Genomic DNA, 14,581 nt, shown 5'->3' on the forward strand with positions numbered 1-14,581 from the left:
CATCGGGTTCGGCGTCATCGGGTTCGGCGTCATCGGGTTCGGCGTCATCGGGTTCGGCGTCATCGGGTTCGGCGTCATCGCGTGCCGGCCGGCGACGCGGGGATACGGGTGCGGTGTCTCAGGGGGCTAAGGGGGCTCAGGGGGCCAGGAATCCGAACTGCCGAAACTGCTGCTGCGCCGTCGGTGACGACAGGAACGAGACGAACATTCCGGCGGCCGCCGCATGCTTGGCGTTCTTCAGCACGGCCGCGCGGTACTCCGCCGGCACCTGATCGGCGTCCGGGATGTCGATGCCGGTGACCTTGGATCCACCGGCCTTGACGTCGGTGACGAACGCGATGCCCGCGTCGGCGTTCCCGGTGGCCACCTTCTGCGCGACGTCCGGACTGCCAAGTTCTTTCGACGCCGGCTTCACCGTCACCCCGGCCTTCGCCAGGGCGCGGTCGGCGTACACGCCGGCCGGCGTCGACTCGTCCGGCAGCACCACGGTCAGACCGGGCTTGGCGAGGTCGGCCAGGGTGTGGACCCCCTTCCGGTTCCCCGCCGGAACAATGATCTCCAACCGGTTACGCCCGAACACGGTGGAGTCACCGGCGAGCAGGCCGTCCTTCTTGGCCTCCGCCATCGACTCGGCGCCCACGGTGAGCAGCACGTCGCCCGGCGAGCCCTGCTTCACCTGGATGACCTGGGCCGGTGAGTGGCCAAAACTCGGCGACACCGAGGCGGCGGGATGCGCGTGAACGAACTCCTTGTCCACCATCGGCAACACCGTGGCGAGCGTACCCGGCGCGAGCACGAGCACGGATCCGGGCGCGGTGCTGGCGGCCGCCATGCCGCCCATGCCGCTCATGCCGTGGCCGCCCATGCCGGCTATGCCCGAGGAGGCGGCCATTCCCGGGGGCGCAGCCATACCTGAGGTTGGGGTCCTGCTCGCTGATACCGAGGGGGTCGAGGCCGGCGCACTTACGCCGGAGCTTCCACTCGAACCACATGCGGTCAGGACCAAGACGAATGTTGTAGCCGCGGCGAACAGCGGCGCTGACCTGCGTAGAACCACCTGACTTGTCACGCTCATGAAATACTGCTGTCCGATGCGGGTCGCAACCCGTTCATTACTAATGGAGCGGAGCTCTCACCCAGGGGCCCACAGGCGGGCCGTTACCCCGTGACCGACCAGGTCCGCGGCACGCGCGGACGGGCAGACGGACACCACGCAACGGACGGCGGGCGACGGGCCGGCCTGGGCGGCCGCGGCGGGTGCGTGGGAGAGCGCCTCCATGGTTCTTCTATAGGGTTCCGTGTCCGATTTGTCCCTACACAAGAGCCAGATGGCGTCGTTCCCATGCACACCACCTCTTCGCGGGCACCGCGGGATCTTCGCGTCCAGCCCCGGCTTCGGTGATCACGCGGTTCCGCGGAACCGCGGAACCGCGCCCAGCGTCTCCCTGCGTTCAGGACGATCTTGCTGCGAAGCCGGATCCCACGAGCAGATCGCTCTGCGATACGCGCGCCGGAGCGCCGACCGCCGAAACGGCGCAACTATGATGACGCAAAGCTGACACCGTGGCCACGGAACGCCGTGATTCACCTAAGATCACCAAATATGACCGCGGTGGGCACGCCGTCGCCTCCCTCCNCCCCGCCTCCCTCCACCCCGCCGGCCACGACCGCGCCGTCTCCGACCGCAGCTCGCGGCGCGACGGGCACGGCCGCCGGGGGCGCAGCCGGCACCTTGGGCACGGCCGGCGGACCGAGAACGGGGGGCACCTTGGGGGCGGCCAGCGGATCGGGCACGGCTGGCGGACCGAGAACGAGCGGCACTTTGGGGGCGGCCAGCGGATCGGGATCGGCCGGCGGGCCGGGGACGAGCGGCACCTTGGGGGCGGCCAGCGGATCGGGATCGGCCGGCGGACCGGGGACGGGCGGCGGCAGGGGCGGCTCGCCCGGGCGCCGCGGGCTGCGGCGCCGCACGGCCACCCCGCCCGGCCGGCTGCGGCTGTTGTCGATCATCGTGACGGTCGGCCTGCTCGTCCTGTGGGTCGCGGCCTTCACCACCGTGCGGGCCCGCCAGCAGGCGCTGCACTCGCTGCGGACTGACAGCGGTCCGTCGCTCATCGCGGCGCAGAGCCTGCACGCCGACCTCTCGGCGGCCGACGCCGCGGCGGCGCGGGCCTTCCTCGCCGGCGGCGTCGAGCCCCCCGACCAGCGCGCGGCCTACCAGCGGGCCATCGCCGACGCGAGCGAGCGGATCGTCGACCTCGCCCGCGCGGGCGGGCCGCGGGAGCCACTGACCGTGCTCACCGAGCGGCTGCCCGTCTACACCGGCGAGGTGGAACGGGCCCGGGCGAACAACCGGCTCGGCCTCGTCGTCGGCGGCGCCTACCAGCGGGCGGCGTCCAGCCTGATGCAGGGCACGATCCTGCCGGCCGCCGACCGCCTCGCCGCCGCGGCCGCCGACCGCATCGACCGCGACTACCGGCAGGCCAGCCGCGCCTACCACCCGGTGGTGGTCGCCGTCGCCGGGCTGGCGACGCTCGCCGTGCTGATCGCCCTGCAGATCCGACTGTTCCGGCGGACCAACCGCATCCTCAACCCGGCGCTGGTGGCGGCGACGCTGCTCGCCACGATCGCCCTCGGGTGGACGATCGCCGCGTTCGGGGTGCAGCGCGCCCGCCTGCTCGACAGCCGCGACGACGGCTACGTGCCGATGACGATGACCGCGCAGGCCCGGGTACTCGCGCTGCGCGCCTGGGGCGACGAAAGCCTGTCGCTGATCTCCCGGGGCAACGGCGCGGACCTCGACGCCGACGCCGACGCCGTCAGCGCCCGGCTGGGCTACGACCCCCAGGCCCGGCCGACCCGCACCGGGCTGCTCGCGACGACCGCGGCGCTGCCCGGCCCGGACCGGCCCGCCCGCGACGCGCTCGCGCCCGCCTGGCAGGCCTACCAGGCCAGCGCGGCGCGGGTCCGCGCGCTCGTCGCCGAGGTCGGCGGGTTCCAGCAGGCCGTCGCCCTGGCTCAGGGCGGCGGCACCGACGCCTTCCGACGATTCGACACCGCGTCGACGGTGGTGTTCGACGCCAGCCGCGGTCGGTTCGAGCAGCGGCTCGCCGCCGCCGACGACGCCCTGGACACGCTGCCGCTGGCCGTCACCGCGGCCCTCCTGTTCGCCGCCGCCCTCGCCCTCGTCGGTATCCAGCTCCGCATCAACGACTATCGGTAGCCGCCGTCATGCCGAAAACCCCGATCACCCCGATCACCACGACCTCCATGACCCCTATGACCCCTATTACCCCCATGACCCCCATGATGCTGCCGCGGGTCATCGCGGTGGCCGTCGCGGTGCTGCTGGCCCTCGCCGGCGCCGGCTGCGCGACCGTCGACGCGGGGCTTCCCGCGCAGGCACGGCCGCTGGTCACGACGGCCGCCGCGTCCCCGCCGGCCACGGGCGCCCCGGCACCGGGCGCCCCGGCACCGGCGGGCGGCGCTGCAGGCTGCGACGATCCGCAGGCCAGTCTGCGGCCACCGCCCGTGCCCCCGGCGCCCGGCGCGATGCCGGCCGGCACGTTCCTCGCGACGATCCAGCACCGCGGCTACCTGCGGGCCGCGGTGCTCGCCGACGTCCCCCCGTTCGGTTCGATCAACGCGTTCACCGGGCAGTTCGAGGGCTTCGACGTGGACCTGGCGAACCGCATCGGCCGGGCGATCTTCGGCGCGGACGGGCACGTGCGGTTCCGCGCGACGACCTACGCCGAGCGCATCCCGGTGCTGCAACGTGGAGACGTCGACATCGTCGTCGCGACCATGACGACGAACTGCGAGCGACGCCGCCAGATCGACTTCTCCACCGTCTACTGGTACGAGACGCAGCGGGTGCTGGTCCCCCTCGACTCGCCCGCCCGCGGCCTCGACGACCTCGGGGGGCAGCCGGTGTGCACCGCGGCGGGGACCACCACGGTGGACACCCTGCGCCGGGCGCCGTCGCACCCGTTGGTGCGGACCGTGCCGAACATCGCCGACTGCCTCGTGCTGCTGCAGTCCGGCCAGGTCGCGGGGATCACGACGACGAGCGCGGTCCTCGCCGGCATGGCGGCGCAGGATCCCCGGGTCCACCTCGTCGGCCCGGGACTGTCCAACGAGCCGGACGCGATCGGCGTCGCCCGCGGCCATCCGGAGCTGACCCGCTTCGTCAACGGCGTGCTCGCCGACGTGCTGCGCGACGGCACCTGGGCCGCACTGGTCCGACACTGGCTGCCGGCCCTGCGCCCACCCCCGGCGGTGCCGGTCCCCCGCTACACCGACGGCGGGTGACGCGGCGGCTCGGCTCGGTGTTCCAGGCGGCGCGAGGCAGGGCCGGCCGTGCTGGTCCAGCGACGGCTGCCGGGGCTGCGCCCNCCCCCGACGGTGCCGGTCCCGCCGCGACGCCGAAGGCGGGTCGCCCTCACTACTTCTTCCCAGGCCGGCCGGATTCGCCCTGCTCCCGGGTCCGGACCGCCTAGCATGCCGGCACCGTGAGCCGGGCGAGGTGACGATAAGGCGACATCGCCCCACGGAAGGTGCTCGGCCGATTTACGATCAGCCATCCCGCGGAGTCGGACCGCCCCAGGCGCCCTGACCGCCGCGGCTCAGGGCGGTGCAGGCGCGGGCGTCCCGGCGAGGCCGGGACGGTCGCGAAACGGACGATCGGGGCGGTGGTACTCAGGGCATGGCGGGCATGCTTGATGCCGCGGGGGCGAGTCGCGCGCCACGGGCGGCCGGATCCGCGCGCCTCACCGGCGCCCGCACACCACGTTCCGCCCGGCACGCCCGACCCGCCCGGCCCTGGCCGCGGCGGGCAGCGGGATCGCTCGCGTCGACGCGGGGGGCGTGACCGGCGATGCGCACCCGTTCGGACGTCGACGCGGCCCTGACCAGGCTGCGCTCCGGCAGCGCGCAGCTCGCCGCGGAGCTGCTGGACCTCGACGCCGTCATCGACCGGCACCTCGGCGATCCGCCGCGGCTGCGCGGACGCACCGCCGAGATCGCCGCCGACGCCCGCCGCCGCCTGGTGGGCCTCTGGGAGACCCACGCCGCACTCAACGACCTGCTCACCGCCGCCGCGGCCGAACGGGGAGAGGGCCCACGGCTCGGCGCCCGGCGCACCGCCCGGCTCGCCGCGCTGCTGGACGCCGAGCCCGACGGTGACCGCCCGGCCGGCGCCGTGGACGCGGCCGCGGGGCACGACAGTCCCGCCCAGATTCCCGCCCAGCGCCGTCTCGACGAGGCGCTCGCCAACGTCCGCGCCCTACGCGCCGCCGCCGACGAGATCATCGCGGCACGGGCCACGCACCGCGAGGCGCTGGCACCGCTCGGCCGGCAACTCGGCGAGGCTCAGGCAACGGCGCACCGCCTCGGGCTCACCCTGGCCGGCGCCGGCCCGAGGAGCGCCGGCCCGGGCGGCGCCGAGGCCGACGGCGGGTCCGTGGACGACGACGTGTCCGTAGCTGACGGCGGGTCCGTGGACGGCGGCGGGTCCGTGGCCGCAAGCGGGTCCGAGGCCGACGGCTGGGTCGTGGACGACGAGGTTCCGGCGCTCGCGACGGCCCGCGCGGCGCTGGCGCTCGCCCAGGTCGCGGTGGCCGCCGACCCGCTCGACGTGCCGGCGGAGCTGCTGGCTGCGGTCGGCGACGCGCTTGCCCCGGCCCTCGACGCCGTCGCCGCGCTCGCGCGGGCACACGACCATCTCGCCGCGGACCTTGCCGCGGCCGACGCGCTGCTGGCGCAGGTCGTCGCGGCCGCGCAGGTCGGCGAGCGCCGTGCCCGGGAGGTCGTCGAGCGGGTCAGCGGCCACGCCGACGGCCTGCTGCGGCTGTCCGACGGGTGGTTCGACGCGCCGCGGCGCGGCCTGCGGCCGTGGCTGGACCGGCTGACCGCTGCCGGCGAGGCCGGCGACTGGCGGCTGGTCGCCTACGGCCTGCCGGCCTGGCGGCGCACCGCCCAGGCGACGCTGGCGACGGCGACGGCGATCGCCGAGGCGAACGCGGCGCCGGTGCGCCGCCGCGACGAGCTGCGCGGGCTGCTGCGCGCGCTGCGAGCCAAGGCCGGGCGCACCGGACTGGGTGAATCCGCCGCGGTGGAGGCCCGCTACGCCCCCGCGCTGGCCGCGCTGGGATCGGCCCCGATCGACCTGGACCGGGCCGAGAAGCTCGTCCGCGCCTACGCGGACGCCCTGCTGGCAGCCGCGCCCGCCCGATACCCCGCCCGATCCGAGGAGCATGCATGACCGAGGCGATCCGGTGTCCCGAGCCGGACTGTGAGGGCGTCATCGAGGACGGTTACTGCACGATCACCGGCCTCGCCTACCGGCCGCCCGGCCTCGCGGTTGCCGACGGCCGTCCCGCCGCGGCGACGACGGCCGGCGGCGTGACCGGTGCGACCCACCCGTCCGGCCACCCGTCCGGCGGAACCGGCGGAACCGGCAGCACCGGCGCGTCCGGCGGAACCCACGCGTCCGGCACATCCGGCGGGACCGGCGACTCGGCGTCGACGGGGGCCTCCGCCTCGCGGCGGTCCCGGCGCGGGTCGGGGAGCCACAGCGCGCCCGACCGGCTGGGCGCCGGGCTGGTGCGCGTGCCCGAGATCGAGCTGCCCGATCCGACGTCGCTGCTGCTCGCCGACCCCCAGCTGCCGCAGCGGCTACGGCTGTGCGCCCGCTGCGGTGAGCCGGTCGGCCGCTCGCGCGGGGGGCAGCCGCCGTTGGCGGAGGGATTCTGCGCGGGCTGCGGGCAGCCGTACTCGTTCCGCCCGGCGCTGCGGCCCGGCGACCGCGTCGGCCAGTACGAGATTGCCGGCGCCCTCGCCCACGGCGGGCAGGGCTGGGTCTACCTGGCCCGCGACCACGGCGTCGGCGGGGACTTCTGGGTGGTGTTCAAGGGGCTGCTCGACTCCGGCGACCGGCACGCCCAGGCCGCGGCGATAGCCGAACGCCGGTTCCTGGCCGCGGTCGACCATCCGGCGATCGTGAAGATCTACACGTTCGTCGAGCATGCCGGGACCGGCTACATCGTGATGGAGTACGTCGGCGGGACGTCGCTGCGCGAGGTGCTGCGCCGACGGCGGGCCGCCGCCGGCCGGCCCGACCCGCTGCCGGTGGCCGAGGCCGTCGCCTACCTGCTCGCGGTGCTGCCCGCGTTCGCCTACCTGCACCGCAACGGTCTGGTGTTCTGCGACTTCAAGCCGGACAACATGATGGTCGGCCGGGACGCGGTGCGGCTGATCGACCTCGGCGCGGTGCGGCGGATCGACGACCACGACGGCGCCGTCTACGGCACGCTCGGCTACCAGGCGCCGGAGGTACCCACCGAGGGCCCGTCGGTGGCCTCGGACCTGTACACGGTGGGCCGGACGCTGGCCACCCTCGTCCTCGACTTCCGCGGCAACACCTCGACCTACCGGCACACCCTGCCGCCGGCGTCCGGCCATCCGGTGCTCGCCCGGCACGAGTCGCTGTACCNCCTGCTGGTCAAGGCCACGGCGCTCGACCCGGACCAGCGTTTCGCCAGCGCCGAGGAGATGCACGGCGAACTGCTCGGCGTCCTGCGGGAGATCGTCGCCGCGCAGCGGGGCACCCCGATACCGGCCCGCAGCGCACGGTTCACCGGTGACGCCCACCCCACCGGGGAGCCGGTCGACCCGGTGCCCTCGGCGCTGCTGCCGACTCTGCTCCCGGCGTTGCTGCCCGATCCGGACGATCCCGCGGCCGCGGCGCTCGCCGCGCTGCCCGACGTCGCCCCCGGCCAGCTCGCCGAGCTGCTCGGTGCGATGGGTGCGGGCAGCGTCGGCGCCCGGCTGCGCCTGGCCGACCTGCGGACCCGGCTCGGCGAGCACGACGCGGCGCGGGCGCTGCTCGACGCGGTGGCCGCCGAGGACCCCTTCGCCTGGCGGGCGCACTGGCAACGCGGCCTGCTGCTGCTCGCCGAGGGTGACGCGGCGGGGGCGGTCGCGGCGTTCGAGCGGGTGTACGGCGAGGTGCCCGGCGAGCTCGCGCCGAAACTGGCGCTGGCCCGCGCGGCCGAGGCGGGCGGCGACCTGCCCCGGGCGCAGGAGCTCTACGACCTGGTCTCGCGCACCGACGACACGTTCACCAGCGCCGCGTTCGGGCTGGCCCGGGTCCGCCTCGCCGCCGGTGACCGCGACGGCGCCGCGCAGGCCTACCGGCGGGTGCCGCCGGCGTCGGCGGCCCACGTCGAGGCGCGGGTGCGCCTGGCCCGGGTGCTCGGCACCGTCACCGCCGCGGGTGCCCCGGACCGGGCCGGCCTGCTGGCGGCGTCGACGATCCTCGACGATCTGGACCTCGCCCCGGCCGCCCGGGCGACCCTCACCCGAGACCTGCTGGCCGGCGCGCTCGACCTGGTCACCTCCGGCGCGGTGGCGGCGGACCCCCAGGTGAACGTCGCCGGGTCGGCGCTGCGGCCCGCCGCGCTGCGGCTCGGCCTGGAACGCGCCTACCGGACGCTGGCCCGCCTGGCCGCGACGCCCGACGAACGGTACGCCCTGGTCGATCTCGCCAACGGCGTCCGTCCCCGGACGCTGGTGTGACCACGGAGCAGCGCCCGCAGCCGGGCGCCACGCCCGCCGGCGCAACGCCGGATGCCGAGGGATCGCCGGGCGCCGGAGCAATCCCGGGTGTCGAGGGAACCCCGGGCGCCGGAGCAATCCCGGGTGTCGAGGGAACCCCGGGCGCCGGAGCAATCCCGGGTGTCGAGGGGACCCCGGATGCCGGGCGGTGCCCGGCGTGTGCGGCGGTCGTCTTCCCGCACGACCGGTTCTGCGAACGCTGCGGCACCGGGCTGCGTCCGGGAGACCCGCCCGGTGACCGGGCCGATCTCGATCTCGGCAGCGCCGCGGGGGTGTCCGACCGCGGCCTGGTGCACCGGACCAACGAGGACGGTTTCGCGCTGCGTGTCCTCGCCGGGCCCGTCGACGACCGGCCGGCCGCGACGCTCGCCGTCGTCTGCGACGGGGTGTCGACGGCCCCGGGGTCGGGACCGGCGGCGGTGCGGGCGGCGCGCGACGCCGTCGACCTGCTCGCGCAGCTTGCCGGCATGCTGACGGCGCCGCCGGCCACGCCGCCCCACCCCGGCGGCACCAGCAGCGACAGCACCGGCGACAGCGGCGACAGCGGCGACACCCGCCCGCTCGGTTCTCGTCCCGGCCCGGTGCCGCCCGGCGGGGACACCGCCCGCTGGCAGGCGAGCGCCCTGCGGGCGGCCGCCGCGACCGCGCAGCGCAGCGCCGTTGCGACGATCAGCGGTCCGGACGACGCGCCCGCGTGCACCTTCGTGGCCGCCATCGTGACGCCGGGCCGGCTGACGGTCGGCTGGCTCGGCGACAGCCGGGCCTACCTGATCGACCGGTCCGGCGCGCGGCTGCTCACCGCGGACGACACGCTGGCCGCGGAGGCCGTGCGGGCCGGCCTGCTGCCGCCGGAGCGGGCCGAGACCGGCCCCGGCGCCCACACGATCACCCACTGGATCGGCACGGGCAGCGCGTCGGCGGTCCCCCGCGTCGCCGCGACGGCCCTGAACGGGCCGGGACGGGTGGTGCTGTGCAGCGACGGGCTGTGGAACTACCTCTCGGCCGCGGGTGCCCTCGCCGATCGGATCGCCGAGCTGCCGACCGACGCGCCGGCGCTCGCGGTCGCCCGCCACCTGACGACCGTGGCCCTCGCCCGCGGCGGAGGCGACAACATCACCGTGATCGTCATCGATATCCCGGGGAGCAAGGATGATCACCTTCACCTGTGAGGTCAGCCAGAACGAGTTCCTCGCGGAGGGTTCCGGCGAGGTGCACGCGGTCATCACCGTGGCCGCCCGCGACGAGGCCGCCGCCGCGCCCGGTGTCGTCGCCGGTGTCGTCGCCGATGCCGGCCCCAGCACCGGCCGGCCGGCGGCCGCGGTGGGCGCCGGCGACGCCCCCGGCGCCGCCGAGGTGATCATCTTGGACTGCTCCGGGTCCATGGAGTACCCGCAATCGAAGATCATCGAGGCGCGGCGGGCGGCGCGGGCGGCGATCGACGCGCTGCCGGACGGCGTCGCGTTCGCCGTGGTCGAGGGCACCGAGCAGGCGCAGGTGGTCTATCCGGAGCGCCGGGAGCTGGTGACGGCGAGCGCCGAGACGCGGGCGGCCGCGGGCCGGGCGGTCGCCCGGCTGCGGCCGCACGGCGGCACCGCGATGGGCCGCTGGCTGCGGCTGACCGCGCAGCTCATGGCGTCGCGCCCGGATGCCATCCACCACGCCATCCTGCTCACCGACGGGCAGAACGGCGAGAGCGCGCGGGCGCTGGAGGCGGCGCTGGCCGCGTGCGAGGGCGCCTTCCAGTGCGACTGCCGCGGGGTGGGCGCCGACTGGCGGGTCGACGAGCTGCGCCAGATCTCCACCCGGCTGCTCGGCACCGTGTCGCTGCTGCGCGAGCCCGCCGAGATGGCCGACGACTTCCGCGCCCTCGTCGCCAAGGCGCTCGCCCGCGGCGTGGCCGACGTCGCGCTGCGGGTGTGGACGCCGAAGGGTTCCACCACCCGCTTCCTGCGCCAGGTCTCCCCCGAGGTCGACGACCTGATGCTGCGCGCGGTCGAGGTGAACCCGTTCACCCGGGATCATCCGACCGGCGCGTGGGCGGCGGGCACCCGCGAGTACCACCTGTGCGTCGACGTGCCGCCGGCCGACGTCGGCGACGAGCGGCTCGCCGCGCGGGTGAGCCTGGTCGTCGGCGGCGAGGTTGTCACGCAGGCCCGCGTCCGCGCGGTGTGGACCGAGGACGCCGAGCTGTCGACCCGCATCGACGGCGTCGTCGCCCATTACACCGGGCAGGCGGAACTCGCCCGCGCGGTGCAGGACGGGCTCGCCGCGCGCCGCGCCGGGGACGAGGTCAGCGCCGTGACGCTGCTGGGCCGGGCGGCCCAGATCGCCGCCGCGGCCGACGACGGCGCGACGCTGGACCGACTCGGCAAGGTCGTCGAGATCGACGACCCGGTCACCGGCTCGGTGCGGCTGCGCCGCGACGTGGAGAAGCTCGACGAGATGGACCTCGACGCCGGTTCGACGCTGACGGTTCCCGCGAAGCGGTGAGGCGGGAGACCTGCCCGCTCTGCGGGTGCCCGCGCCGCGCAGCGGGGACGCACTGCCCGGCCTGCGACCACAACTTCGCCACGGGCACCGGCCCGCTGCCGGCGAGGGCCGTGCCCCTGCGCGTCGCGCCGCCGCCGAGTGCGAACACGCCCGGCGGCGGGGCCGGGAGCTGGAGCGCGCGGATCTCCGTCGACCGTGCGTTCTTCGAGCGGGGTGACGACGCCGGGGCGCCCGCCTTTCCCGAGCGGTCCCGTCCGGCGACCGTCGAGCTGACCGCCTCGCGGACCGTCGTCGGTCGGCGCAGCCGCAGCCAGCGCACCCCGCCGGGCATCGACCTGTCCGGCGACCCGGGGGATCCCGGGGTCTCCCGCTCCCACGCCGCGCTGGAACTCCTGGCGGACGGCTCCCTGCGCGTCACCGATCTGGGCTCGTCGAACGGCACCTGGGTCGGCCCGGACCCGGGGCACCTGGTCCGCCTGACGCCGGGCAGCGCCGTCGCGCTCGACGACGGCGACCGGGTGTACCTCGGCTCCTGGACCCGGATCACGGTCCACCACCGGTAGCGCCCCCGACCGCCGCGCCGGCCCCGGTGGCCCTGACGGTCCGAGCCGGGCGAGGCGGGCGGCACGTCCCCTCCCCCGGACCTGACCGAAGGGGTAGGAATTTGTTACGGTTTCACCCATTGCCATTCGCCGCCGCCGAGCGGCGTCACCTACGGTGTATTTCCCATCAGCCGGCTTCCGGAAAACTTCCGGCCGGGCATCGCGCGCGACGGGAATTTGTTTTTACGTCGTTGTGCCGGCCGACCCTCGGCCGCCGTAGGTCACAGCCGCGGGGGGTGAATCGCCATGTCCTTTTCTGGCAGGCTCTGTCGTCGTGCGATCTACCCGACCTTTCGCGGTCGACGCCGCCGGTACCGCCCAGCCGGGCACCGACTTATTCCTTTCGCACGCCGGTCCGGACGAGAACTGGTTCGCCTGGATCACCGACATTCTCGAGGCCGCCGGCCGCACGGTGCGGGTACAGCCTTCCGAATCGCCCGGTGGGGAGTACGCCGTTTCCGATATCGGCGCCGAGGTGGCGCGGGCGGAACGCGTCCTGGTCGTTTGTTCCCCGGCCCTGTTCGAGGCCCCCTGGTGCACGCTGGAATGGGCCGCGGTGCTGGCGACGCGGCCCCTGCTGCTGCTCCGGGTGGCCGACGGCCCGGTCCCCGAGATGCTGGCGACCGTCCATCGCGTCGACCTGTTCGGCGTCGACGAGGCCGCCGCCACCCGGCGGCTCCTGGACGCCGTCGCCCCGCCCGGCGCCCCCCGCCCGGCGCAGCCCGGTCCCGCCACACCCGTCGCCCCCTTCCCGGCGCAGCCCGGTCCCGACGCGCCCGTCGCCCCCTTCCCGCCCCTACTGCCCGCGGGGTGGAACGTGCCGCGCCGGGATCGGTGGGCCGTCGAGCGCGGGACGCTGCTGAGCCAGGTCCGCCGGGCCCTGACGGGCGGCCCGGTGCCGGCCGTCGTGCTTCGTGGCCCCGCCGGCAGCGGACGCACCCAGCTCGCGGTCGACTACGCCCACCGGCACGCCTCGGGGTACGGACTGGTCCGGTGGCTGGACGCGGGGCAGCTTCCGCTGCTCGGCCAGCAGCTCGCCGCGCTCGCCGGGCCGTTGGGACTGCCGGCCCGCGCCGGCGTCGATGCGACGATCGGTGCCGTCCTGGCCGAGCTGAACCGGCGTGACCGCTGGCTGCTGGTGTTCGACGACGCCCGCGACGCATCGGGGTTGTGGCGGTGGTTGGACCAGTCGCTGCCGGCCCGATCGGGCCACCTGCTGCTGGTCGACGCCGACGGGACGGCGCGGCGCGGCGATCCGGTGCCGGCGGTCGAGGTCGGGCCCCTGCCCCGCGAGCGGTCCGTCGCCCTGCTGACCGTCCGGCGACCCGACCTGGACCCCGGTGTCGCCGACGCCATCGCCGCCCGGCTCGCCGGCCAGCCGCTGGCGGTGGGGCTGGCCGCCCGACTGCTCGCCCAGGATGATCGCGACCCGCGGGACCTCCTCACCGGCCGGGACGGCCACGCCCCGGTCGAGCTGTGCTGGACGCTGTTCCAGCAGCGGTACGCCCAGTCGGCACCGGCGACCGTGCGGCTGCTGGAGCTGTGCGCCCTGCTCGCGCCGGCACCGGTGCCCCTGTCCCTGTTACGCGCGGGCAGGCCGCCGTCCCGCCGAGGGCGGATCGGGCCCACCCACCGCCAGCGCCGCGGCGACGGCGAGCGTGACCTGCATCGGATCGTCGCGGTCGCCGTCGACCACGGCCTGGCCCGGCGCGCCGGGGACAGCATCGCCCTGCCCGGTCTGGTGCGCGACGCGGTCGCCGCGGGACTGACCCCGCGTCGGCGCCGCGAGCTCGGCGACCTCGCCGGACGGCTGCTCGCGGCGGCGTATGCCCAGAGCCCGGCCGACCGGCCGACCTGGTCGGCCCAGGCGCCTGTCGTCCCGCACCTGCTGGCGGCGCTGGACACCCTCGACGATCCCGACGACCCGCACCAGCTCCACGCCTGGGCGGACGTCCACTGCTCCCACCTGTACGCCCGGGGCGCCTACGCCGCGGCCGAGCACCTCGCCCGCGACCTGTATCGCCGCAACCTCGGACGGTTCGGCCCGGACCATCGCGACACGTTGGCCACCGCGAACAACCTCGCCGTCGCCCTGCTCGCGGTCGGGCAGCGGGAGGCCGCGTGGGAGCTGGAGCGCGACACCCTCGCCCGACGGCTGCGCTTCCTCGGCGAGAACCACCCGGACACCCTCGCGACCGCCGCCAACCTGGCGATCGTGCTGTGGGAGCTGGGCGAGCACGAGGCCGCCCACGNCCTGCTCGCCGACACGGTCGCCCGGTCCCGGGCGGCCCTCGGCGAGGACCACGCCGACACCCTGGCCCGCGCCCACCAGCTCGCCGGGCGCCTCGGCGCCCTCGGTGACCGGTGGAACGCGCGGACCCTCCTCGACGACGTGCTCGCCCGCCGGCGCCGCCTGCTCGGCGAGGACCATCCCGAGACCCTCGACACGACCACCGACCTGGCCGGCGTCCTGCGCGGGCTCGGCCAGTTCCGGACGGCTCGCGCGCTCGACGAGGACGTGCTCGCCCGGCTGCGCCGGCTGCTCGGCGACGACCATCCCGACGTCCTCGCCTTCGCCAGCCGGCTCGCGAGCACCCTGGACGATCTCGGCGAGTTCCAGTCCGCCCGGCGGCTCACCGAGGAGGTGCTGGCCCGCCGCCGGCGCCTGCTCGGCGACGACCATCCCGACACGCTGGCCTCGACGCACAGCCTGGCCGCCAGCCTGTCGGCGAGCGGTGACTACCGCGGCGCGCAGGAGCTGTTCGAGGAGGCGTTGGGCCGCTGGCGCCGCCAGTTCGCCGCCACCCGCGCCCGGACCGACCGCGCGGTGCGCCGTCCCCGCCCGCACCCGGATGGTGGCATGGCATCCTGAC

At 75.9% G+C, this 14,581-nt stretch carries 9 protein-coding genes and 2 pseudogenes; 10 read left to right on the forward strand and 1 reads right to left on the reverse strand.

The genetic code is table 11. The annotated features are described in order from the left end of the window. Positions 1-136: 136 nt before the first annotated feature. On the reverse strand, positions 137-910 hold the full coding sequence (gene modA, locus UK82_RS27165; RefSeq protein ID WP_236706503.1) for a molybdate ABC transporter substrate-binding protein: 774 nt from the start codon (positions 908-910) through the stop codon (positions 137-139). 1,089 nt (positions 911-1,999) lie between these two features. Between modA and UK82_RS27175 the strand changes: the two genes are divergently transcribed. The 10 genes and pseudogenes from UK82_RS27175 to UK82_RS43455 form a co-directional block, all read left to right on the forward strand. Then, positions 2,000-3,223 carry a hypothetical protein gene (locus UK82_RS27175; RefSeq protein ID WP_236706504.1) on the forward strand — a complete coding sequence of 408 codons (1,224 nt, stop codon included), beginning with the start codon at positions 2,000-2,002 and terminating at the stop codon, positions 3,221-3,223. Positions 3,224-3,297: 74 nt separating this feature from the next. Next, the gene (locus tag UK82_RS27180; protein ID WP_236706505.1) at positions 3,298-4,311 is read left to right on the forward strand and encodes a glutamate ABC transporter substrate-binding protein; all 1,014 of its coding nucleotides are present in this window, start codon (positions 3,298-3,300) and stop codon (positions 4,309-4,311) included. Between the two features lie 565 nt (positions 4,312-4,876). Next, complete coding sequence (locus UK82_RS27185) at positions 4,877-6,262, forward strand: hypothetical protein (protein WP_055410149.1); 1,386 nt, start codon at positions 4,877-4,879, stop codon at positions 6,260-6,262. Next, on the forward strand, positions 6,259-7,492 hold a 1,234-nt coding region (locus UK82_RS40490), incomplete at its 3' end, for a protein kinase domain-containing protein (RefSeq protein ID WP_236706506.1). The genes UK82_RS27185 and UK82_RS40490, both read left to right, overlap by 4 nt. A gap of 1 nt (position 7,493) precedes the next feature. Continuing rightward, positions 7,494-8,577, forward strand: a pseudogene (locus UK82_RS40495) (tetratricopeptide repeat protein); the annotation flags it as partial. After that, the gene (locus UK82_RS27195; protein ID WP_236706507.1) at positions 8,574-9,785 is read left to right on the forward strand and encodes a protein phosphatase 2C domain-containing protein; all 1,212 of its coding nucleotides are present in this window, start codon (positions 8,574-8,576) and stop codon (positions 9,783-9,785) included. The pseudogene UK82_RS40495 and the gene UK82_RS27195, both read left to right, overlap by 4 nt. Further along, entirely contained in the window at positions 9,766-11,106 is a 1,341-nt protein-coding gene (locus UK82_RS27200; RefSeq protein ID WP_055410153.1) for a VWA domain-containing protein, read from the forward strand. Before UK82_RS27195 ends, UK82_RS27200 begins: the two co-directional genes overlap by 20 nt. Continuing rightward, positions 11,103-11,669, forward strand: coding sequence for an FHA domain-containing protein (locus tag UK82_RS27205; RefSeq protein ID WP_044885518.1), 567 nt, complete (start codon positions 11,103-11,105; stop codon positions 11,667-11,669). The genes UK82_RS27200 and UK82_RS27205 overlap by 4 nt, the downstream gene beginning before the upstream one ends. Positions 11,670-11,982: 313 nt before the next feature. Continuing rightward, positions 11,983-13,960, forward strand: a 1,978-nt coding sequence (locus tag UK82_RS43450; protein ID WP_396230657.1) for a TIR domain-containing protein, incomplete at its 3' end; no start/stop codon positions are given. A 1-nt stretch (position 13,961) separates the two neighbouring features. Beyond that, positions 13,962-14,580: pseudogene (locus UK82_RS43455) on the forward strand (tetratricopeptide repeat protein); the annotation flags it as partial. Position 14,581: the final 1 nt, after the last annotated feature.

Origin of the sequence: Frankia sp. ACN1ag, assembly GCF_001414035.1 — a bacterium.
Lineage (GTDB): Bacteria > Actinomycetota > Actinomycetes > Frankiales > Frankiaceae > Frankia > Frankia torreyi.